The organism is Streptomyces sp. CB02923 (genome assembly GCF_001905005.1).
Lineage (GTDB): Bacteria > Actinomycetota > Actinomycetes > Streptomycetales > Streptomycetaceae > Streptomyces.
On the sequence record NZ_LWKZ01000027.1, the window covers coordinates 642155 to 663962 of the forward strand.

Consider the following 21808-nt stretch of genomic DNA (forward strand, 5'->3'; position numbering starts at 1 on the left):
AAGGGGCCGGTGCGTCGTTCCGGCCCGGACCGGGGCGGCCGACGGCTCCCCGGCTCCGGCCGGTCCCGCTCACCGGAACGCGTCGAGGCCGGTGAGTGCCTTGCCCAGCACCAGCTGGTGCATCTCGACGGTGCCCTCGTAGGTGAGCACCGATTCCAGGTTCGTCGCGTGCCGCATGACGGGGTACTCCAGCGAGATCCCGTTCGCGCCGAGGATCGTACGGGCCGTACGGCAGATCTCGATCGCCTCGCGTACGTTGTTGAGCTTGCCGAAGCTGATCTGTTCCGGCCGCAGCCGTCCCGCGTCGAAGCGCCGCCCCAGGTGGTGGGCGAGCAGGACGCCCTTGTGCAGCTCCACGGCCATGTCGGCCAGCTTGGCCTGGGTGATCTGGAAGCCGCCGATGGGCTTGCCGAACTGCTCGCGGGTACGGGAGTAGTCCAGCGCCGCGTCGAAACTGGCCCGCGCGGCGCCCATCGCGCCCCACACGATCCCGTACCGGGCGTGGCTCAGGCAGCGCAGCGGGCCGCCCAGCCCCTTGGCGCCGGGAAGCACCGCGTCGGCCGGCAGCCGTACCCCGTCCAGGACCAGCTCGCTGGTGACCGAGGCGCGCAGCGACCACTTGTGCCGGATCTCGGGCGCGGAGAAGCCGGGGGTGCCGGCCGGGACGAGGAAGCCGCGGATACCGTCGTCGGTCTGCGCCCAGACCACGGCGACGCCGGCCACCGACCCGTTGGTGATCCACATCTTGCGGCCGGTCAGCACCCAGTCGCCGCCGTCCCGCTTGGCGTGGGTGCGCATGTTGCCCGGGTCGGAGCCGTGGTCCGGCTCGGTGAGGCCGAAACAGCCGATGGTCTCGCCGGACGCCATGTCCGGCAGCCAGCGCTGCTTCTGCTCCTCGGAGCCGAACCGCCAGATCGCGTACATGGCGAGCGAGCCCTGTACGGAGACCAGTGAGCGGATGCCGGAGTCGGCCGCCTCCAGCTCCAGGCAGGCCAGGCCGTACTGGACGTGCGAGGCGCCCGCGCAGCCGTAGCCGGTCAGCGCCATGCCGAGGGCGCCGAGGGAGCCCAGCTCGCGGGCCAGGTCACGGATGCCGGGCAGCTCACCGCGCTCGTACCACTCGGCGATGTGCGGCAGGACCCGGTCGCCGGCCCACCGGCGGACGGTGGAGCGCACCGCCCGGTCCTCGTCGGAGAGCAGGTCGTCGATGCCCAGCGGGTCGGCCGCGTCGAAGGGCGGGAGCTGCGGGGACGGGGATGCGGACATGGCGGGGCCTCCGGTAGCTGCGCGCACACAAAAACTAGCGGTGTTAGTTATCCGGGTCCGACGGTACGACCGGCCGTGGCGCGGCGGCAAGGGCCCCCGCCGGGCGTGCGGCCCTGGCCGGACGGCCCCCGCCGAGCGTGCAGCTCTGGCCGGGCTGCCCCCCGCCGACCCCGCGCGCCCGCGCAACGGCGCCCGGCCGGGCGCGCGAGCCCGCGCGCTACCGGCCGGAGTTCGCCGGGGCCGGCTCCTGGCCGCAGTGCGCGCCGTCGCCGTCGGAGCGGTCCCCCGCGTCCGCGGCCCGCCGCGGCAGCCGCAGCGCGATGGCCGCGCCGACCAGCAGCAGCAAGGCGCTGGCGACGAGCGTGACGTGCAGCCCGTGGACGAAGGCGCCCTGCGCGGCGTCGCGCAGCACCCCCTTGGCCGTATCGCCGAGTGAGGAGGCGACCTTGTACGCCTCGCCCAGTGAGTGCGCGGCCGAGGCGGACGCCCGGTCCGGGACGCCGTCCACGTGGGACAGCCCCGGCGCGTAGGCGGCGTTCATGACGCTGCCGAGCAGGGCCACGCCGATGCCGGCGCCGAGCTGGTAGGAGGTCTCGCCGATGGCCGCGGCGCCGCCCGCCTGGTCGGCGGGGGCCTCGCTGAGCATCGACTCGTAGGCGCCGAAGAGCGTGCTCTGGAAGCCGAAGCCGAGCAGTACGAAGCCCAGGACGAGCAGCCAGGGGCGGTCCGTCTCGTCCATCGCGGTCAGGCAGAGGACCGCGGCGGCGGTGAGCACGAAGCCCAGCGAGACCATCACCCGGGGCCCGACGGCCTGCAGGACCTTCGAGCCGGTCAGCCCGGCGGCCATCGCGGCGAAGACCAGCGGCAGCATCCGCAGCCCGGTCTCCAGGGGGCTCAGGCCGAGGACGAGCTGGAGGTACTGCACCGCTATCAGCTGGAGCCCGACGAGGGCGAGCATCGCCAGCACGATGCAGCCCACCGAGGTGCCGAAGGCCGGGCGGGCGAACAGCCGCATGTCGATGAGCGGGTGCCGTCGCTTGCGCTGGCGCCGTACGAAGACGACGAGCAGCAGGGCGCCGACGAGGAGGGAGCCCAGCGTGGTCGGGCCGAGCAGTGCCTCGCCGCTGCCGATGCGTTTGACGCCGAGGACGACGCCGAGCACGCCGAGCGCCGCGACGACGGCGCCGACGGTGTCCCACGGCCCGTTGCGCTCGCCCCGGGACTCCGGCAGCAGCCAGCGTCCTATCAGGGCCATGACCGCCATCATCGGGATGTTGATGAGGAAGACCGAGCCCCACCAGAAGTTCTCGACGAGGAAGCCGCCGAGGACCGGGCCGACGGCAGCGCCGACGGCGGCCACCGCGCTCCACACGCCGATGGCGACCGCCCGCTCGCGCCGGTCGGGGAAGACCTGGCGCAGGATCGACAGCGTCGCAGGCATGATCATCGCGCCGCCGACGCCGAGCAGCGCGCGGGCGATCATCAGGGTCTGCGGGTTGGGTGCCAGTGCGGCGGCGGCCGAGGCCGCGCCGAACAGGCCGTACCCCAGGAGCAGGATGCGGCGGCGGCCCACCCGGTCGCCGAGCGTGCCGAAGAGGATGAGCAGGGACGCGGCGATCAGCGGATAGATGTCCACGATCCACAGCAGTTCGACCGGCCCGGGACGCAGGTCCTCGGTGACCGACGGCACCGCCACGTACAGGATCGTGGTGTCCAGCGCGACGAACAGCAGGCTGACGCAGAGCACGACCAGAACGGTCCAGCGACCGGCGGCGCCGCCTCCATGCCGGGGAACACCCGCCGTCCGCTCACTGCCGGACGTGGTCGTCCCGGACATTCGCGTACCTCCTGTCGTGCTCTCGCGGCCGCGGGCCGAGGCGCGGGAAACGCTCCGGCGAAACCGGCAACACGGGCGAGTTGAGACGTCAGACTACGCGAGTCGCGTGACGTGACGCGTGGCTCACCCCACGATGAGACGCTCATCGCAGGGCTCGGCGGTTCCCATACCCGCTGGCGGACGGCGGACTCCGGCCACGGGATAATCGACCGGATGAACGATCTTGCCCCCTTCCGTACCCCGGAGCGGACCGGCCCCGGCCGCGGGCGCCGGGCGCGCTCCGCCCTGCGCCGGGCCGCCCCCGCTCTGCTGGCATACACCGCGATCCGGGCCCTGGGGGTCGTCGTCCTGGCCGTCTGGTCCGCCGCGCACGGCAAGAGCTGGCACACGCTGCTCACCGCCCGCTGGGACTCGCTCTGGTACACCCGCGTCGCCGAGCAGGGATACGGCTACAGCGTCCAGCTCGCCAACGGGGACGTGCACTCCAACCTGGCCTTCTTCCCGCTGCTGCCGTGGCTGGAGCGGGGGCTGTCCGCGGTGACGCCACTGTCCGCGGCCGACGCCGGGCTGGCGGTGTCCTGGCTCGCGTCGCTCGCCGCCGCCTGGGCGCTGTACCTGACCGGCGAGCGGCTGCACGGGCCGCGGGCCGGGGTCGCGCTGGCCGCGCTGTGGGCGGCGCTGCCGGTGGGCATCGTGCAGTCGATGGCGTACTCGGAGGCGCTGTTCACCGCGCTCGCGGCGTGGGGCGTGTACTGCGTGCTGACCGGGCGGTGGGTGACCGCGGGGGTGCTGGCCTCGCTGGCGGGGCTGACCCGGCCGGTGGGGGCCGCGGTGGTGGCAGCGGTGTGGATCACCGCGGCGGTGACGCTGTGGCGGGACCGGCCGGCGGGGGGCGGGCCTGGATGGGGCCGGCACCGGCGGATGCTGCTCGGCGTGCTGCTGGCGCCCCTGGGCTGGTGCGGCTATTTCCTCTGGGTGGGTGCCCGGGAGGGCTCCCTCACCGCGTATCTGGACGTCCAGGGCGGCTGGGGCAACGGTTTCGACGGCGGCGCGGCCTTCGCCTCGTTCCTGTGGGACCTCGGCTTTCCGGCGGGCCTCGGGCTGCTGGCCGGTGTCGCGCTGGTGGTCTGGCTCTACGTCCTGGGCGCGCGCCGGGGGCAGCCGCTTCCGCTGCTCGTCTACGGCGGGACCGTCCTGCTGCTGGCACTGACGGCCAAGGGGTACTTCGGCTCCAAGCCCCGGCTGATGATGCCCGCCTATCCGCTGCTGCTGCCGCTCGCCGCCGGGCTGGCGCGGTGGCGCCCGGCGGCCGCCTGGGCGGTGACGGCCCTGGTCAGCGTGGGGTCGGCGGTGTACGGGGCGTTCTGGCTGAACGGTTCCGGCCCGCCGTGAACGGAACATTCCCCTCCGCAAGCGCCTCTCCGGGGAAACGGACCGCGACACCCGCGCGAATCGGCGATAAACTTCCCCGGCGAATTGGAAAGGGACCTCCCGGCGCGACTCTCGGTGACCCTCCCGGACGCAATCCGGCGACTGTTGAATTCCTTCCGAAAACCCCTGGCCAAAGTCTCGTTTGAGACAGATTGCACATCACATCGTCATTACAAAGCTCACAGTTTGACCAAGCACCGACATCACACGCGGTAACGTCGATTGAGTGCGTACCGATGACAAGCTCGACCAGATGGAGGAGCACCCGCCCGACCGCCCGCCGTCACGTATGACCCGGACCCGCTGGTGGCTGTTCGGGGGCACGCTGGCGGTGTACGTGGCGATCGTGGCCGGTGTGCTCGCCACGTCATGGCTGGTCACCTTCGACTGGCAGGCCATGCTCTACAGGCCGTACAAGCAGTGGCCGGAGATCCACGCCTTCCTCGACTACTTCGTGGTCCTGGGCCAGCGCGGCCCCACCGCGGTCGCCGTGGCGGCCTGGCTGGGCTGGCGCTGCTGGCGGACCAAGAACCTCCACCCGCTGCTGGTGCTGGGCACCTCGCTGCTGCTGCTCAACATCACCGCGGGCGCCGCCAAGCTGGGCATGGGCCGGCTCGGCCCCCACTACGCGACCACCATCGGCGCCAACGAGATGTGGCTCGGCGGCGATATATTCCCTTCGGGTCACACCGCGAACGCCGTCGTCACCTGGGGCGTCCTGGCCTATCTGGCGACCACGCCGCTGCGCCGCCGCGCACTGTCGGTGATCGCCGCGCTCGGCGCCCTGGGCGTGGGCATGACCACCGTCTACCTCGGTACCCACTGGGTCAGCGATGTGCTGCTGGGCTGGGCCGCCGGACTGCTGGTGCTGCTCGCGCTGCCCTGGTTCGAACCCGGCGTGGAGTGGGCCGAGGCCCGGCTGACGGCCCTGTGGCTGCGGCTGCGCGACGGCCGCCTGCGGGTGCCCGCACCGCTCTCCCCGGCGCACGTCCGCTCCGGGCTGACCGCGCCGCGCCCCGCTCCCGAGGACGAGGTGCTGGTGTGCGAGGCGACGGGCACCGCCCGGCCCGGCACCGCCGCCCGCACCGCGGACAGCCGGCCGCACCACCCGCAGCGGCCGCACGCGGCCCGCTCGGAGCGCACCCCGGTGACGCCGACCGGCAGCCGCCGCCCGCCGCACGCCGACCGTGCGCCGCGCACCGCGCCGCTGGCCCCGGCCCCGGCCCGCGGCCGCACCGGCGGCAGCTGAGGCGGCGAGACCCGCGGGGACGGTACGCACAGCCCCTCCCCCGCGCGGCCGACGGCCCCGGCCGCTCCTCCTGGAGCGGCCGGGGCCGTCGTCCTGTCCGGGTGCGGTCACCGGCGGCTCAGCCCTTCCAGCTGCGGGTGACGGCACCGTCCTTGACCTCGAAGTTCAGGCGGCCCCCCAGGTACTCCATGGTGATGATCGTGCCCGGCGCCAGGGACCGGACCGTGGTCCAGCCGCGCTCGCGGGCGCGCCCCTCGGCAGCCTCCTGCGCCAGCCCGACATAGGCCGCGGGGTCGTCATCGGGTTCGAACGGGGACTTCGGAACGGGTGCCATGGCAGCCACCGTAGGCGTCCCGTACAACGGGTGGAAGGGCCGGGGTGCCACAGGTGCGTACCTGCCCGGTCCCCCCTTGGTCACACTTCTGTCACAGCATGACAGCGCGTGTTTACCTTCGTTTTCGTCACCCGAACGAGCCGGGCACTGCACCAACCGGGTGGGAATCGAGGTCGGCCTGATTTCGGCCGTGATCGCCGGATGGCGGCGCCCACCGGCCACTTGGGGAGCGGCCGGAATTAATTCCCCGTCAGCAGCCTTTTATTCCTTCCTTTTACGCTGTCCGGCACTCCGGGAATTGGCCGACGGCACGCCGCTCACGCATATTTCGCGGGCAACGATGCCGGTCGGCGGGTTTGAGTCCGACGCCGTGCGGTACTCGCTGTTGCCGAGGAGCCCATGGGAGACAACACAGCGAACACACCGGACAAGAGTAACAACCACCGAGCGGCGTCCGCCCGCCCCAGCGCACCGGAACTCCTGCGTTCGGCCCGGGAACAGCTCGCCGAGCTGACCGGACTGGACCCCGGGACCGTGTCCCGGTTCGAGAGGACCGAGGACGGCTGGGTCCTGGAGACCGAGGTGCTGGAGCTCGCCCGGGTCCCCGAGACGATGAGCCTCATGGCGTTGTACGAGGTCACGCTCGACCCGGACGGCATGCTCACGGGCTACCGGCGCGTCAGCCGCTATGAGCGCGCGAGAGGAAGACCACAGACATGACCGTTGTCCCGGCACAACAGCAGTCCGGGGGCGGGGGCGGCACCAGTGGCCTCTACGACGTACTGGAGCTGATCCTCGACCGCGGCCTGGTGATCGACGCGTTCGTCCGCGTCTCACTGGTCGGCATCGAGATCCTCAAGATCGACATCCGTGTGGTGGTGGCCAGCGTCGACACCTACCTGCGTTTCGCCGAGGCCTGCAACCGGCTCGACCTGGAGACCGGCGCCAACAAGAGCCCCGGCCTGCCCGACGTGGTCGGCCAGGTCACCGAGTCCGGCGCCAAGGGCAAGTCCAAGGGCGCGCTCTCGGGCGCGGCCGAGACCTTCGCCGAGGCGATCGGCCAGGGGCGGGACAAGGGCGAGAGCGAAGGCGAACCGCAGCGCAGGCCGCGGCGCACCACCTCCCGTAAGAAGGAGGAGAGCGAGTGAGCACGTACGTCTACGGCATCGCCCGCGCCGGCCACCCGACGCCCGGCCGGCAGATCCTGGGCATCGGCGACCCGCCGCGCCCGGTCCGCTTCGTCCGCCAGGGCGGCCTGGCGGCGATCGTCAGCGACTCCCCCGACAAGCTGCGGCCCAAGCGCCGTGATCTGCTCGCCCACCAGCACGTACTGACCGAGGCCGGGGCGGACGGAGCGGTACTGCCGCTGCGCTTCGGCTCACTCTCCGAGAACGACGAAGCGGTCCAGCAGGTCCTGGCCAAGCATGCCGAGCACTACACGGCACAGCTGGAGGACCTCAACGGGCGGGTCGAGTACAACGTCAAGGCCGCCCACCGCGAGGAGGACGTGCTGCGCCGGGTGCTCACCGAGGAACCGGAGATCCGGACCCTCAACGAGGCCAACCAGGCGTCCGGCGGCGGCGCGTACCAGGAGAAGCTGCGCCTCGGCGAGCTGGTCGCCAACGCCGTACGGGCCCGCGAGATCGCCGACGCGCACACCGTCGAGGCGGCGCTCACGCCGAAGGCGGAGCAGTCCTGCCCCGGGCCCGAGGGCTCCGGCTGGCTGGTCAACCTGTCCTTCCTGATGCGGCGCGAGGACGCGGCCGCGTTCCTGGACGCCGCCGACCGGCTCGGCGCCGACCAACCGCATCTGGAACTGCTGGTCAACGGGCCGCTCCCGCCGTACAGCTTCGTACGCCCCCTAGAGTCCGCCGCCGCGGAGTGACCCGGTGGGCCTGATCAAGGAACTGCTGCTGCTCCCCGCCGCTCCCGTACGCGGGACCGGCTGGGTGCTGCGGCAGGTCCTCACCGAGGCCGAGCGGCAGTACTACGACCCGGCCGTGGTCCAGCGCGAACTGCGCGAACTGGCGGAGCAGCTGGACAGCGGGCAGATCGACGAGGCCGAGTTCGACCGGCGCGAGGACGCGCTGCTGGACCGCCTGGAGGAGCTGCGGCAGCAGCAGTCCGGGGCGTAACCGCCGCCCGGCCCCCGAACACCTTTTCCAGGGGTGCGCTCCCCCGCACCACGAGGACGGCACCCCACCGGACAGCACGAGATCCCCTAAAAGCATCGCGCGAAACGCCCGGACCGTGAACGGGACGGCGGACGAGCGCGACCTGACACGGAGGAGATCCCCGACATGAAGAACCGGCCGGCACTGGTGCTGGCCGTCGCCGGAGGCTATCTGCTCGGCCGCACCAAGAAGGCCAAGCTCGCCATCGGTATCGGCAGCATGGTCCTGGGCAAGCGCCTGAATCTGAGCCCGCAGCAACTGGTCTCTCTGGTCAACGACCAGATAGCCGCCAACCCGCAGCTCAAGGAGTTGCGCGAACAGCTGCGCGGCGACCTTAAGGGAGTGGGCAAGGCGGCGACCGGCGCACTGGTCACCAAGCGCCTCGACTCCCTGGCGGACAGCCTGCACGAGCGGACGCTGAACGTGCGCGACCAGTTGGACGCGGGGGAGATCGGCGGCAAGGCCGCGGACACCGTACGCGGCGTGGCCGGCGGCGGACGGGACGACGAGGACGCGTCCGACGACGGCGGGGAAGAGACCCCGGCACGCCGCGGCAGCAGCTCACAGAAGTCCGGGGGTGAGGGACGCGCCGCCGCCGGGAAGCAGAGCGCGCGCTCCTCGAAGGCCCCCGCCACGTCCGGTGCCAAGGAGACGCCGGACCGGCGCAAGCGGCCCGCGAAGCAGGCCGCCGCCGCGCCGCGGAAGACCGCCTCGGCCGCGAAGAAGACGGCCCGGTCCGGCACCCGCCGGAGCGGAGGTGAGGACCGTGGCTGACACGAAGTCCGGCGGCCCGGTGGCCGCCGTCAAGGACACCGTGGCCGGCAACCCGGCCGTCGACCGCCTCAAGGAGGAAGCCGTCTCGTTCGCCGCCGCGCAGGCCCAGCGCCTGCTGGTGGCCACCGGGAAGCGGCTCGGCGAGGCCACCACCAAGCTCACGGACGTCGCCGAGGGCCGCAGTGACGGCCTGGTCGGGCCGGTGATCAAGGACACGCTCAAGGGCGCGGTCAAGGACACCGCCAAGAACACCGTCAAGGGCGCCTTCAAGAAGCTCACCGGCGGGCGCAAGGGCGGCGGCGGCAAGGGCAAGTTCGTGACGATCAGCGAAGACGCCGACGTGGGCGTGCCCGTCCGCGAGGCGTACAACCAGTGGACGCAGTTCCAGGAGTTCAGCACCTTCGCCAAGGGGGTGCAGGGGGTGGAGTCCGCGGACGACACCGACTCCAACTGGCGCGCCAAGATCTTCTGGTCGTCCCGCAGCTGGAAGGCGCACACCACCGAACAGCTCCCCGACGAGCGCATCACCTGGACCTCCGAGGGCGCCAAGGGCACGCTCAAGGGCGTCGTCACCTTCCACGAACTGGCGCCCACCCTCACCCGGGTGCTGCTGGTCATCGAGTACTACCCCAAGGGCCTGTTCGAGAAGACCGGCAACATCTGGCGGGCCCAGGGCCGCCGCGCGCGGCTCGACCTCAAGAACTTCCGCCGCTTCGTGATGATGCGGGGCGAGGCGACGGGCGAGTGGCGCGGCGAGATCCGGGACGGCGAGGTCGTCGTCAGCCACGACGAGGCCCTGGAGCGCGAGGAACAGGACCGCGAGGAACAGGACGCCGAGGGCGCGGACAAGCCGTCCGAGGACGCGTACGAGGAGGAGTCCGGCGACTCCGGTGACGAGGAGCGGGACGCCGAGGACGCGTACGAGGACGACGAGGCGGACGACGAGCCCGAGGACACGTACGAGGACGCGGACGACGAACCCGAGGACGCGTACGACGAGGACACCGGCGACGCCGAGACCGACACCGACGCCGACACCGACGAGGAGGACGCCGCGGACGACTACGAGGAGGAACCGGCGGACGAGGAGGAGGCCGCGTACGAGCCGGAGCCGGCCCGATGAGTTCCCAGGTCCCCTCCCCGTACGGCTCCTCCGGCGGCGGCGCCAACCTCGCCGACATCCTCGAACGTGTCCTGGACAAGGGCGTGGTCATCGCCGGTGACATCCGCATCAACCTGCTCGACATAGAGCTCCTCACGATCAAGCTGCGGCTGATCGTGGCCTCGGTCGAGCGGGCGGAGGAGATGGGCATCGACTGGTGGCGCGACGATCCGTCGCTGTCCTCCGGTGCCCGGCGCCGCGAACTCGCCCGGGAGAACGAGCGGCTGCGCGAGCGGATCGCCGCCCTGGAGGAGCAGGAGCAGGAGTCGCGAGAGGAGATCACTTGAGTACGACCGGCGCCGAGCTGATGTACACCTACGCCGTCGCACGGGCCGGCTGCCGACCGCCGGACGGACTGCTCGGCGTCGCGGACGCCCCCGTGGAGACCGTCACCGAAGGCGCCCTGGCCGCCCTGGTCTCCCGGGTGCCGGCCGCCGACTTCGAGGAGGAGGCGCTGCGCGCCCACCTGGAGGAGATGGCGTGGCTGGAACGGACCGCACGGGCGCACCGCAGTGTGGTGGACACCGTGGCCGCGGAGTTCTGCGTGCTGCCGCTGCGTCTGGTGACGGTCCACCGTGACGCGCGCGGGGTCCGGCAGGTGCTCGCGCAGCGCGCCGAGGAGTTCCTGAGCGCGCTGGTGAGTCTGGACGGCCGGATGGAGTGGGGCGTCAAGGTGTACGCCGACGACACCGGGGCCGCCAAACCGGCGGTGCCCGCGGGGGATTCGCCCCGCGAGGTGTCCGCCGACGGCTCGGGCCGCGACTTCCTGCGCCGACGGCTCGCCCACCGGCAGGCCCAGGAGCAGAACCAGCGGCGCGCCGACGAACTGGCCCGCGCCGCCCACGAGGCGCTGGACAAGTTCGCCGAACGCAGCCGGCTGCACCGCCCGCAGGACGCCCGGCTGTCCGGGGTCAGCGGCCGCAACGTGCTCAACGGCGCCTATCTGGTCCCCCGCGAGCAGGCCGGGGCGTTCGCGGGCCTGGTCGGTGAGCTGGCGGACCGGAGCCAAGGGGTGCGGATCGAGCTGACCGGGCCGTGGGCCCCGTACTCCTTCGCGCAGCCGCCGCAGGCGCCGGACGCGGCCGGGAACGCCGGGACCGGTGCCGTATGACGGCACCGGTGGCCGGCCCGTCGCCGGACAACCCGCTGGCCGAACGGCAGATCGCCCTGGTCGACCTGCTGGACCGGCTGCTGGCGGGCGGTGCGGTCATCGCGGGCGATCTCACCCTGCGCATCGCCGAGGTGGATCTCGTACGGATCGACCTGCGGGCCCTGATCAGCTCGGTCAACGCCACCATCCCCTCGCCCTTCGAGGAGCTGGAGCCGTGACGTCCGAGGAAGCCGAGGAGGAGGTGGCGCCGTGACCCGGCGTGTGGAGCTGGACGAGGACACCGTGGAACGCGACCTGGTGCGGCTCGTGCTGACGGTGGTGGAGCTGCTGCACCAGCTCATGGAGCGGCAGGCGCTGCGCCGCGTCGACCAGGGCGATCTGTCCGAGGACCAGGAGGAGCGGATCGGCCTGACGCTGATGCTGCTGGAGCGGCGGATGGGCGAACTGTGCGAGCGGTACGGCCTGGAGAAGGACGACCTGAACCTGGACCTCGGCCCGCTGGGGCCCCTGCTGCCCCGGGAGTGAGCGGCGCGCGCCGCCGCCGCAATGATCCGGCCGGGGTGTGCGGGCCCCCTCGCGCGAGCGGGCCCGGACGGCCATCATGGCCTGTGCCCGAGCACGTCCCTTACCGACTTCTGGTGGCGCCGGTCCCCCGGTCGCCGCCGGTGGCTTCGGTGGCTTCTTGGCGAACGAGGTGGCGCAGATGGGTACGGACACGGTGGAGGCGAGCCCGGGGCCGGTGCGGGCGCGGCGGCCCGGCGCGGTGGTGGTGGACTGGCTGACCACCACCGACCACAAGAAGATCGGCCATCTCTATCTGGTCACCTCGTTCGGGTTCTTCCTGGTCGGTGGTCTGCTGGCGCTGCTGATGCGGGCCGAACTGGCCCGTCCCGGGCTCCAGATCATGACGAACGAGGAGTTCAACCAGGCGTTCACGCTGCACGGCACGATCATGCTGCTGCTGTTCGCCACCCCGGCCTTCGCGGGCTTCGCCAACGAGATCATGCCGTTGCAGATCGGCTCGCCCGACGTGGCGTTCCCGCGGCTGAACATGCTCTCGTACTGGCTGTTCCTCTTCGGCGGCCTGATCGTGCTGGGCAGCCTGCTGACACCGACGGGCGGCGCGGCGTTCGGCTGGACCGCCTACGCCCCGCTCAACGGGATGGTCCGCTCGCCCGGCATCGGCGCCGACATGTGGATCATGGGGCTGGCGCTCTCCGGCTTCGGCACCATCCTCGGTGCGGTCAACTTCCTCACCACCATCATCGGGATGCGGGCGCCGGGCATGACGATGTTCCGGATGCCGGTCTTCACGTGGAACGTGCTGTTCACCTCGATCCTCGTGCTGATCGCCTTCCCGGTGCTGGCGGCCTCGCTGCTGGCGCTGGAGGCGGACCGGCGCTTCGGCTCGGTGGTCTTCGACGCGGAGTGGGGCGGCTCGCTGCTGTGGCAGCACCTGTTCTGGTTCTTCGGGCATCCCGAGGTGTACATCATCGCGCTGCCGTTCTTCGGCATCATCACCGAGATCATCCCGGTCTTCTCGCGCAAGCCGATCTTCGGTTACGTGATGCTGATCGGCGCGACGATGGCGATCACCGGGCTGTCGGTGGTGGTGTGGGCGCACCACATGTTCGCGACCGGCGCGGTGCTGCTGCCGTTCTTCTCGTTCATGTCGTTCTTGATCGCCGTGCCGACGGGGGTGAAGTTCTTCAACTGGATCGGCACGATGTGGCGCGGCTCGCTGTCCTTCGAGACGCCGATGCTGTGGGCCGTGGGGTTCCTGGTCAGCTTCCTGTTCGGCGGCCTGACCGGGGTGATCCTGGCGTCGCCGCCGCTGGACTTCCACGTCACCGACACGTACTTCGTGGTCGCCCACTTCCACTACGTCGTCTTCGGCACGGTCGTCTTCGCGACGTTCGCCGGCTTCTACTTCTGGTGGCCGAAGTTCACCGGGAAGATGCTCGACGAGCGCCTGGGCAAGGTGCACTTCTGGACGCTGTTCACCGGCTTCCACACCACCTTCCTCGTCCAGCACTGGCTGGGCGTGGAGGGGATGCCGCGGCGGATCGCCGACTACCTGGCGGCCGACGGCTTCACCGTCCTGAACACCCTGTCGACCATCGGCGCCTTCCTCCTCGGCCTGTCCACGCTGCCGTTCCTCTACAACGTCTGGAAGACGACGAAGTACGGCACGAAGGTCGCGACGGACGACCCGTGGGGCTTCGGCCGCTCCCTGGAGTGGGCGACGTCCTGTCCCCCGCCGCGCCACAACTTCCTGACCATTCCGCGCATCCGCTCGGAGGCGCCCGCCTTCGACCTGCACCATCCGGAGATCGTGCGGCTCACCCCGCCGGACGCTGCGGAGCCGGAGGCGTCGTCGAAGGAGCCGGAGCAGTCGCCGAAGGAGCCGTGACGGTCCCCGGAGGAGCCGCAAGGGCCCCGGGAGAAGCCGGCGGCGGGTTCAGCGCCCGGGTCAGCCGGTCCCTGACCTCCTGGATGCGGCCCGTCAGCTCCGGTGGTTCGCGCACCTCGAAGTCGAAGCCCATCAGGACGACGTGGATCACCAGGACGTCGAGGCTGTGCGCGCCGGTGTGCAGCAGGCAGCGGTGCTCGTCGAGCGGTTCGATGACGCCGCTGGACGGGGTGATCTGCTGGGCGGCCTCCTCGGCGGAGGCGTGCAGCAGGATGGTGGCCCGCTCGGCGTAGACGTGGGTGGACACGCCCCGCGAGACGTAGTCGGCGAGGTCGTCGGCCGGGGCCGGGCGCGGGGTGAAGCGCGGGCCGTGCGGCGGGGTGGGCGTGATGCGGTCGGCGCGGAACGTCCGCCAGTCCGCGCGGTCCACGTCCCAGGCGACGAGGTACCAGCGGCGCTGCGCGGACACCAGGCGGTGCGGCTCGACGGTGCGGCGGGTGGCCGTGCCGTCGTGGGCCGCGTAGCTGAAGCGCAGCCGTTCGCTGTCCCGGCAGGCGTTGGCCAGTTCGGTGAGGGTGGCGGCGTCGACCCGCGGGCCGCCGGGGTGGCCGAGCATGGGGACGGTGAAGGCGTTGAGGGCACCGACGCGGCGGCGCAGCCGGTCGGGCAGTACCTGTTCCAGTTTGGCCAGGGCCCGTACCGAGGTCTCCTCTATGCCCTCGACGCCGCCGGCCGCCGCGGTGCGCAGCCCCACGGCGACTGCCACCGCCTCCTCGTCGTCGAGGAGCAGCGGTGGCAGTTCGGCGCCCGCGCCCAGTTGATAGCCCCCGGCGGTGCCGGGGGCCGAGTGGACCGGGTAGCCCAGTTCGCGCAGGCGGTCGATGTCGCGGCGGACGGTGCGCGAGGTCACGCCGAGCCGGTCGGCGAGATCCGCGCCCGTCCACTCGCGGTGTGCCTGCAGAAGAGAGAGCAGGCGCAGCAGTCGTGCCGAGGTCTCCAACATGCCGGAAAGTCTGGCAGCACATGCGGACAGCTACGGTCCGCGGGCTACCACCTGTACCAGCGTGTGCGACCACCTCCCGCGCCCGTGGAACGGAACAGGAAGCCGAGCAGCCATACGACAAGGACCGCGACAGCCACCCACCACAGGGCCTTGAGCGCGAAACCCGCACCGAACAGGATCAAAGCCAGAAGCAGTACCAGAAGGACAGGAACCATGTGAATCGCACCTCCGCTGCTCCGAGTGCCCCGGGCATGCGGTGTTATGCGCGCTCTCTGACGAGGCTCGGACAAGAACCGGCCGTGTCCGTCCCGCCCTTCACCCGTGCCCCGCCCCGTCCTTCACCCCTCGCCCGTCCCGTCCGTCACGCGTCACCCGTCTCCTGTGACCCGGACCGTCAGGTCGTTGTCGCGGGTGTAGGAGGGGCCGATGCTCAGCTGCCCCGACGGGCCGCCGACGGGCAGCGCCGGGTAGATGATGACTTCCTTCTTCTCCGGTACGTCGTCGAGCAGCCGGGCGATACGGACCGGCTCGGCCTCCCCCGCCACGCGCAGCCACAGGTCCCAGCGCTCACTGCCGCCGTGCCAGCACTCCGCGAGCTGTGTGTAGGGCAGGGTGAAGGCGAACTCGGGGCCGTCGCCGGTGAGCGGGACGGTGATGACCGGGGCCGCGCCGGCCGCTTCCGCGGTGCCGCGGCGGGGCGTGGCCTCGGCGCGGGCGCCGGGGCCGAGGGCGGCGCCGTAGAGGCGGCCGGCCACCGTCACGCCGCCGGCGTCGACGCAGACGTCCCCGGCCTCGGCGTGCGGTCCGCGCAGCCAGCTGCGCAGCGCGAGACTGCCGGACCTGGTCGTGTACGGGATGCGCACGCCGAGCCGGCCGATACCGGCCAGCGGGCGGCGGTCCACCAGCGAGCGCAGGTCGTTGACGCCGGGCAGCAGCCGCTGCGGCTCGCGGCCGTCGCCGAGGTCGGCGTAGACGTTCCAGCGGCCCTCGGGGAGCGCGACGGTGCTGGGCAGCACGGCGCGCAGCCGTCCGGAGCCGTTCGGGCCGAGCGGCAGGCGCAGTTCCTCCTCCGCGCCGCCGTCGCGCGGGCTGAGGACCAGTGCCGCGCTCCAGACCGGCCTGGTGCCCTGCGGGGCGGTGATGTCGAAGGTCAGTCCGCCGGCGGAGTCGGCGATGCAGTCCGCGCGGAGCGGCTGGGCGGCCCCGTCCGGCGTGCGGGCACCGCGGCCGGCGGCCGTGGCGCCCGGGTCGGCGGGGTCCGCGGCCGTGGCCTCGGTCCGCGCGGGAGCGACAGTTCCGGGACCGGCTGTCCCGGCGCCCGTCACGGGCAGTTGCGTCGACGCGTTCATACCCTCCGCACCCCTCTCACAGCGGCCTGCGCCGCGTTCTCGGTGGCGTACGCCCCCTGCTCCGGGTGGGGTCGTGTCCGTCGGGCGCCGGTCCGGACCGTCCCCCCGATGCCGTGGGCGTGGTGCATCACGAATGAGCTGTGCATCCGTCCCGGTGTTCCGTCCCCGTGTCCCTCGGTCATCGCGGACGCGTACCGTCGTCCGCCCGTTGAACGGTTAGACCGTGGTTCCGGGTTCCGGGTTGAGGCCTATGGCCAACTTGTTCCGAAAGAGTTAGGACATCGGTAGCGGTGTCGGGGAACTTTCCCCAGCCCTTGATCGTCGGCCCGGTGTCGTGCTGTATCGCCACAAGCTAAGCCGTCCCGGGGCGTCCCGTCACGAGGTGTGCAGCCACCGGCTGGGCCCGCCGGGGTCCCCGTGCATGCGGAGCGGGCCCGTCGGCACCTGCGGGGCGCTCAGGGGCGGTACGGAAGCTGGGGGACGGTGAAGCAGGTGGTGTCCATGTCGCCCTGGGTGACCCAGCCGCCCCGGCCGCCGCGTGCCGCGTCCCGCCAGCGGGCGACCGACAGGCAGGTGCGGTCGGTGGCCGGCGGCTCGGCCAGCGGCCGGTACGAGGCGGGAAGCAGCAGGCCGCGGGCGGTGTAGGGGGCGCCCTGCCCGACGAAGCGCTCCACGCACGCGCGGGTGAGCCGCTGCCCGCAGGAACGCGCCGCGTCGGCGAACCACATCGCCGCCGCCCAGCCCTCCAGCTGCCACTGCGACAGCGGTCCTCCCTCGGTGTACCGGGCCATCCCGGCGCGGAAGTCCCGTACCGCCGCGCCGCCCGGCCCGCTCCCCGGATCGTCGTAGTTGCGGCTGGCGCCGGTGGCCCACAGGGCGTTGCGGCAGCCCGGCGAGTCCTGGTAATCCTTCGCGACCGAGTCCGACCAGTTCTGTACGTTCGTGACTTTCGCGGTCGGCCGGACACCCGCCGCGTCCATCGCCTCGCACAGCTGCGCGTTGCCGTGCGTGTCCATCGCGTCGAAGACCAGATCGGCACCCCGGTCACGCAGCCCGGCGGCGACCGCGGGGAAGTTGGGCAGCGCGAAGTCGACCTGCTCACCGGTCACCTCGTACCCCTCGGCCTCCAGACCGCGCACGATCAGCCGCGCGTACGCGGCGGACGCCGCCTGGTTGTAGGAGACGACGGCGGCGCTGCGGGCCCGCTGCGCACGCTTGAAGTAGCGGTAGACCTCCGTGCCGCCGTACAGCTTCCCGCCCCAGCCCGCCGCCTTGCCGTCCCGCGGCGCCCGGCTGCCGTAGATCCCGTACAGGTGCGGATAGGTGTCGTACGCGGCGCCGACCGGCTGTCCCCCGATGTCGGGGACGCCCGCGGCGGAGACGCGGGGCGCGCCCGCGTAGTCCAGCGCGGTGGTCGCGACCAGCGCGAACACCTTGTCCTCGGCGAGGAGTTTGTGCACGCACGCGTTGTTGCCGACGCCGCTGCCCCCGTCGTCGCAGGTCACGGCGCGCACCGGCCGTCCGTTGACACCGCCTCGCGCGTTCAGTGCCGCGAAGTGGGCGAGCGCGCCGTCCCGCGGCCCGGTGAACGCCTCGCCGCCCACCGGGCTCGTCGTACTGGTGATGATCCCGACGACGATCGGCTCCGGCGCCCGGCCGGAGGCGGGCGCGGTCCCGCGGTGTTCGAAGTCGCTCTCCGGCAGTCTGCTGCCGCAGGCCGCGGTCAGCGCGAGCAGCAGCGCCGCGGCGGCGGCACCGGCCGCCTCAGCAGCCCGGCGCGTCCGCATTGCCGCTCATGCCCACCAGCGCGCACAGCGTCTTGAGCGCCACCTTCCACACCTTGTCCTGGTAGACGGAGGCGCCCTTGGCGTTCGGCAGCGCGGTGGCGCCCTTGAGGGTGAGGCTGTACGTCACGTCGGCCTCGGTCGCCGAGGTGAACCGTACGGCGGACACCCGCGCCGCGACCTGCCGTCCCCGCTGGTCGCCGTTGAACGCTTCCAGCAGCAGCTGGAGTTCCTCGCCGTTCTGGAGGTACTTCGCCTTCTCCGCGTTGGACAGTTTCGGGTCGAAGAACTTCTGCCAGTTCTCCTTGATTTCCTTCTCGGCGGCGGCCGGATCGGCCGGAGCCGCGCCCGAGGAGGACGGCGTACCGGCGGTCGCCGTTGCCGTACCGGCGCCTTGCGAGCCGGAGGGCGCCCCGCTGGGCGCGCGCTGCCCGCTGTCCTCGGCGTCGCTGCAACCCGCCGCCCCGGCCGTCATCAGCAGCACCGCCGCTGTCACCAGCGCCGGGGCCCGCCGCGCACGCCCCCCACGGACCGTCATGTACACCACCGCCTGTCGTCGCGACCGCCCGGAGCCGGTCTGGCACAAGCCTTCTAGGTGCTGTTCCCACAGGGCATAGTGCAGGCATTCGCCGAAAGCCGCGAGGGGGCGTGATGCGCAACGCGCGAACACGGTTCGGGGCGCGCCTGGCCCCGTGGGGCGGCTGGGCGGCGCTGGCGGGCGGGGCGGTGCTGTGCGCGGTCGGCTGGTACGGCGTCTCCGGCGAGCGGTTCGCCGAGCGCCAGATCCCGTTCCTGGCGTCCTGCTCGATCCCGGGCGCCGCGCTGATCATCGCGGGGGCGGTGCTGGTGGCACGGGGCGACCAGGGCCTGGCGGCGGCGCGCGTCGAGGAGCTGTACGGGCTGCTGGTCGCGTACGAACCCGACCGGAATCCTTACGAACCCGACCGGAATCCCGCGGAAAGGGCGGAGATTCCGGCGGGGACGGAGAGGGCCGCAACGGGGACCGAGGGGGTTCCGGCGGCGAACGGGACTCCGTCCGCACCGGAGAGCGCCGGAGCGGACGCGGGCCCGCCGCTCACCGTGCCCGGCGGAACGTTGCTGCACCGGCCCGGCTGCCCCCTCGTGGCGGGACGGCCGGACGCCCGGCCCGCCGACGGCCCGCGGAATACGGCGGAACCGCCGGCGCCCTGCCCCGTCTGCGAACCGGACACCCCGCACCCCGGTACGGGGCGGTGAGTTCGCTCTCGTACGACCTCACCCTGGCGGGCCTCGCGGTGGGCAGCGCCGCCGCGCTCACCGGCATCGGACTGATCGTCACCTACCGGGCCACCGGCGTGCTGAACTTCGCGCACGGCGCCGTCGCCATGGTGTGCGCCTACGTCCTGCGGCAGCTGGCGGTCGGCTGGAACTGGCCGCTGCCGCTCGCCGCCGCCGTCACCCTCCTCGTCGTCGCCCCGGGCATCGGACTCGTGCTGGACCGCGCCGTCTTCCGCCCGCTGTCCGTGCAGGGTGCGGGCCCCGCCCGCACCCTGGTCGCCTCCCTGGGCGTCTTCGTCCTCCTGGTCGGCGGCGCGGGCCTGGTCTGGGGCCCGGGGGCCCGCGCGGACGCGCCCGCGCTGCTGCCCGACGACCCCTGGGTGCAGCTCGGCACGGCCGTCACCCTGGCCGCCGGGGTCGCCGCGGTCACCCGCCGGACCCGCTTCGGACGCGAGCTGCGCGCCGTCGTCGACAACCGTCCGCTCGCCGTCCTCGGCGGCATCGACGCCGACCGGGTCGCCGCCGCCGGCTGGGCCTTCGGCTCCTTCACCGCCGGGCTGACGGGCGTCCTGCTGGCTCCGCTGCTGCGCCTGGATCCGTACGGGCTGCCGCTGCTGGTGATGGAGGTGATGGCGGTCGCGGTGGCGGCCGGGCTGCGCAGCCTGCCGGTGGCGGTGGTGGTGGCCCTGGGGATCGGCGTCGCGCAGAGCCAGCTCACCCGGCTGCATCCGGGCGGCAGCCTGGAACCGCTCCTCCAGGCCGTCGGCGCCAACCTGTTCGTCGTGGCCCTGCTGGCCGCCGCCCTGGCCCTGCGCGGCCTCGGTGTCCCCCGCGCCCTGCCGGACGCGCCCCACACCGCCTTCGCCCTGCGCACCGGCCGACTCCCCGACGGCGCGGGCCGCGCCTGGCTGGTCTGCGGCATCCTCTTCCTGCTGCCCCTCGGTTTCGCGGACGGTGACCTGCGCACCGCCACACAGGTACCGGCGCTCGCGGTGGTGCTGCTCTCCCTGGTGGTCGTCACCGGGCGCGGCGGCCAGATCTCCCTGGGCCAGGCCGCGTACGCCGGACTGGGCGCCCTGTTCACCGCGCTGCTCGTGGCGGGCCGCTTCCCCGGCCTGCCGGCCGTCCCCGGGCTGCCCGCCCTGCTGCTGGCCGTACTGCTGACCGCGCCGCTCGGCCTGCTCACCGGCTGGCCCGCGCTGCGGCGGCACGGTCTCGCGACGGCCCTGGCCACCCTCGCCTTCGGCGTCGCCGTCAGCCGGTTCGTCTTCGCCCAGCCGTACGCCACCGCCGGTCTCCCCCTCGACCGCCCCGCCGGTCTCACCGACGACCGCGCGTACTACGTCCTCGAACTGGCCCTGCTCGGCCTCGCGCTGCTCGGCGTGGCGGCGCTGCGCCGTGGCCGCACCGGGCGCGCGCTGGCCGCGATGCGCGACCACGAGCCGGGGGCGGCCGCCGCCGGTGTGCCCGTACCGGCCCTCAAGCTGGCGGCCTTCGCGGTGGGCGCCGCCCTGGCCGCGCTGGGCGGCGGGATGCTCGGCATGGCACTGCGCACCTTCGACCCGGCGTCCTACGACCCGGTCCGCGGCCTGCTGTGGTTCGCGGCCGTGCTGGTCCTGGGCGCCGACAGCCTGCTGGCGGCGCCCGCCGCCGCGGTGCTGCTGCTCGGCCTGGACGAGGGGGCCGAGGGCGGCGCGGCGGCCGCGGTGATCGGCGTTCTCGCCGTACTGGCCGGACGGCTCCCGCACGGCCCGTACGCCGCCCTGCGCGATGCCGCCGCCCGCCTGTCCGCGATGCCGGAGCCACGGCTGACGCCCCTGGGAGAGCGCATACGGGCGAGGCTGGCGCCGCCGCGTGCCTCCGGGCCCCACCGCCCCGCGCCGCACGAACCCGGACCCCGTACCCCACAGACCCCTCCCACACCTGCCCTTCCCTCCTCCCCCACCCCTTCCGGCCGTCTCACCGCCCGCGCTCTGCACGCCCGTTACGACGGCTTCACCGTCCTGGACGGTGTCGACCTGACCGTGGCGCCGGGCCGGATCACCGCGCTCATCGGGCCCAACGGCGCGGGCAAGAGCACCCTGTTCCACTGTCTGTGCGGCACGCTGCGCCCGGCCGCCGGGCGGGTACTGCTCGGCGGGGCCGACATCACCCACCGCTCCGCGCACGTCCGGGCCCGCCTCGGACTGGCCCGGACCTTCCAGCAGCTCGCCGTGTTCGAAGGGATGACCGTGGCCGAGAACGTCCGGGTCGGCGCCGAGCAGAGCGGCGTACCGGACCCGGCCGCCGCCACCGGCCGGGCCCTGGACCTGCTCTCCCTCGACGGGCCGCTGCGTGGCGCACCCGTCGCGGGCCTGGACACCGGCACCCTGCGCCGCGTCGAACTGGCCCGCGCCCTCGCCGGCCGCCCGCGCACCCTCCTGCTGGACGAGCCCGCCGCGGGCCTGGACAGCGCCGAGGTGGCCGCGCTCGCCGACGTGCTGCGCGCCGTGGCGGCCGACGGCACGGCGCTGCTCGTCGTCGAGCACGACCTCGATCTGGTCGCCGGTCTGGCCGACACGGTCTACGCGATGGCGGAGGGCCGGATCGTGACCCGCGGCCCCGCCCGCCGCGTCCTGGCGGAGCCGCGGCCGTGACCGGGCAGAGCCGTGCGGGGCGGCGGAC

Annotated in this window: 23 protein-coding genes; 15 read left to right on the forward strand and 8 right to left on the reverse strand. The window is 73.0% G+C overall.

Features of this window, described 5'->3' with window-relative positions:
- Window positions 1–69: 69 nt before the first annotated feature.
- Together A6A06_RS37725 and A6A06_RS37730 are read right to left on the reverse strand one after the other, a co-directional pair.
- Window positions 70–1266: an acyl-CoA dehydrogenase family protein gene (locus A6A06_RS37725; protein WP_073768152.1), complete on the reverse strand. Its 1197-nt coding sequence runs from the start codon at window positions 1264–1266 to the stop codon at window positions 70–72.
- 217 nt (window positions 1267–1483) lie between these two features.
- Window positions 1484–3103: an MFS transporter gene (locus tag A6A06_RS37730; protein ID WP_073768154.1), complete on the reverse strand. Its 1620-nt coding sequence runs from the start codon at window positions 3101–3103 to the stop codon at window positions 1484–1486.
- Window positions 3104–3316: 213 nt separating this feature from the next.
- Here A6A06_RS37730 and A6A06_RS37735 point away from each other — a divergent pair, with 213 nt between their 5' ends.
- Window positions 3317–4495, forward strand: a complete 1179-nt coding sequence (locus A6A06_RS37735) for a glycosyltransferase family 39 protein (protein WP_073768156.1) — start codon at window positions 3317–3319, stop codon at window positions 4493–4495.
- 265 nt (window positions 4496–4760) lie between these two features.
- Window positions 4761–5783 carry a phosphatase PAP2 family protein gene (locus A6A06_RS37740; protein ID WP_073768158.1) on the forward strand — a complete coding sequence of 341 codons (1023 nt, stop codon included), beginning with the start codon at window positions 4761–4763 and terminating at the stop codon, window positions 5781–5783.
- A 118-nt stretch (window positions 5784–5901) separates the two neighbouring features.
- On the opposite strand, the gene A6A06_RS37745 is transcribed toward A6A06_RS37740, so the two are convergent.
- Window positions 5902–6117 (reverse strand): I78 family peptidase inhibitor, encoded by a 216-nt coding sequence (locus A6A06_RS37745; RefSeq protein WP_073768160.1) that lies wholly within the window; start codon window positions 6115–6117, stop codon window positions 5902–5904.
- 399 nt (window positions 6118–6516) lie between these two features.
- On the opposite strand from A6A06_RS37745, the gene A6A06_RS37750 reads away from it, so the two are divergent.
- From A6A06_RS37750 to ctaD, 11 genes are all read left to right on the forward strand, one after another.
- Window positions 6517–6837: a gas vesicle protein GvpO gene (locus tag A6A06_RS37750; RefSeq protein WP_073768162.1), complete on the forward strand. Its 321-nt coding sequence runs from the start codon at window positions 6517–6519 to the stop codon at window positions 6835–6837.
- Window positions 6834–7265 (forward strand): gas vesicle structural protein GvpA, encoded by a 432-nt coding sequence (locus A6A06_RS37755; RefSeq protein WP_073768164.1) that lies wholly within the window; start codon window positions 6834–6836, stop codon window positions 7263–7265. The genes A6A06_RS37750 and A6A06_RS37755 overlap by 4 nt, the downstream gene beginning before the upstream one ends.
- Entirely contained in the window at window positions 7262–8002 is a 741-nt protein-coding gene (locus A6A06_RS37760) for a GvpL/GvpF family gas vesicle protein (RefSeq protein ID WP_073768166.1), read from the forward strand. The genes A6A06_RS37755 and A6A06_RS37760 overlap by 4 nt, the downstream gene beginning before the upstream one ends.
- Window positions 8003–8006: 4 nt before the next feature.
- Window positions 8007–8252 (forward strand): gas vesicle protein GvpG, encoded by a 246-nt coding sequence (locus A6A06_RS37765; protein ID WP_073768168.1) that lies wholly within the window; start codon window positions 8007–8009, stop codon window positions 8250–8252.
- 165 nt (window positions 8253–8417) lie between these two features.
- On the forward strand, window positions 8418–9065 hold the full coding sequence (locus A6A06_RS37770) for a hypothetical protein (protein WP_073768170.1): 648 nt from the start codon (window positions 8418–8420) through the stop codon (window positions 9063–9065).
- A complete protein-coding gene (locus A6A06_RS37775; protein ID WP_073768172.1) occupies window positions 9058–10188 on the forward strand; it encodes an SRPBCC family protein in 1131 nt (376 codons plus the stop codon). The genes A6A06_RS37770 and A6A06_RS37775 overlap by 8 nt, the downstream gene beginning before the upstream one ends.
- On the forward strand, window positions 10185–10514 hold the full coding sequence (locus A6A06_RS37780; RefSeq protein WP_073768174.1) for a gas vesicle protein: 330 nt from the start codon (window positions 10185–10187) through the stop codon (window positions 10512–10514). Before A6A06_RS37775 ends, A6A06_RS37780 begins: the two co-directional genes overlap by 4 nt.
- Window positions 10511–11338 (forward strand): GvpL/GvpF family gas vesicle protein, encoded by an 828-nt coding sequence (locus A6A06_RS37785; RefSeq protein ID WP_242441139.1) that lies wholly within the window; start codon window positions 10511–10513, stop codon window positions 11336–11338. Before A6A06_RS37780 ends, A6A06_RS37785 begins: the two co-directional genes overlap by 4 nt.
- Window positions 11335–11556, forward strand: coding sequence for a gas vesicle protein (locus A6A06_RS37790; protein ID WP_073768176.1), 222 nt, complete (start codon window positions 11335–11337; stop codon window positions 11554–11556). Before A6A06_RS37785 ends, A6A06_RS37790 begins: the two co-directional genes overlap by 4 nt.
- A 31-nt stretch (window positions 11557–11587) precedes the next feature.
- Window positions 11588–11863 carry a gas vesicle protein K gene (locus A6A06_RS37795; protein WP_073768178.1) on the forward strand — a complete coding sequence of 92 codons (276 nt, stop codon included), beginning with the start codon at window positions 11588–11590 and terminating at the stop codon, window positions 11861–11863.
- Between the two features lie 178 nt (window positions 11864–12041).
- A complete protein-coding gene (gene ctaD / locus A6A06_RS37800; RefSeq protein WP_073768180.1) occupies window positions 12042–13751 on the forward strand; it encodes an aa3-type cytochrome oxidase subunit I in 1710 nt (569 codons plus the stop codon).
- On the opposite strand, the gene A6A06_RS37805 is transcribed toward ctaD, so the two are convergent.
- The 5 genes from A6A06_RS37805 to A6A06_RS37825 form a co-directional block, all read right to left on the reverse strand.
- A complete protein-coding gene (locus A6A06_RS37805; RefSeq protein WP_073768182.1) occupies window positions 13681–14754 on the reverse strand; it encodes a helix-turn-helix transcriptional regulator in 1074 nt (357 codons plus the stop codon). The genes ctaD and A6A06_RS37805 overlap by 71 nt on opposite strands.
- A gap of 44 nt (window positions 14755–14798) precedes the next feature.
- The gene (locus A6A06_RS37810) at window positions 14799–14969 is read right to left on the reverse strand and encodes a hydrophobic protein (RefSeq protein ID WP_073768184.1); all 171 of its coding nucleotides are present in this window, start codon (window positions 14967–14969) and stop codon (window positions 14799–14801) included.
- A 153-nt stretch (window positions 14970–15122) separates the two neighbouring features.
- Window positions 15123–16103 (reverse strand): hypothetical protein, encoded by a 981-nt coding sequence (locus A6A06_RS37815; protein WP_242441140.1) that lies wholly within the window; start codon window positions 16101–16103, stop codon window positions 15123–15125.
- A gap of 455 nt (window positions 16104–16558) precedes the next feature.
- Window positions 16559–17890, reverse strand: coding sequence for an ABC transporter substrate-binding protein (locus A6A06_RS37820; protein ID WP_073768186.1), 1332 nt, complete (start codon window positions 17888–17890; stop codon window positions 16559–16561).
- Window positions 17868–18425 (reverse strand): hypothetical protein, encoded by a 558-nt coding sequence (locus A6A06_RS37825; RefSeq protein ID WP_079194620.1) that lies wholly within the window; start codon window positions 18423–18425, stop codon window positions 17868–17870. Before A6A06_RS37825 ends, A6A06_RS37820 begins: the two co-directional genes overlap by 23 nt.
- Before the next feature lie 113 nt (window positions 18426–18538).
- Between A6A06_RS37825 and A6A06_RS37830 the strand changes: the two genes are divergently transcribed.
- Both A6A06_RS37830 and A6A06_RS37835 read left to right on the forward strand, forming a co-directional pair.
- Window positions 18539–19123 carry a hypothetical protein gene (locus A6A06_RS37830; protein ID WP_073768188.1) on the forward strand — a complete coding sequence of 195 codons (585 nt, stop codon included), beginning with the start codon at window positions 18539–18541 and terminating at the stop codon, window positions 19121–19123.
- On the forward strand, window positions 19120–21780 hold the full coding sequence (locus A6A06_RS37835) for an ABC transporter permease subunit (RefSeq protein WP_073768190.1): 2661 nt from the start codon (window positions 19120–19122) through the stop codon (window positions 21778–21780). The genes A6A06_RS37830 and A6A06_RS37835 overlap by 4 nt, the downstream gene beginning before the upstream one ends.
- The last annotated feature ends 28 nt before the right edge of the window (window positions 21781–21808 follow it).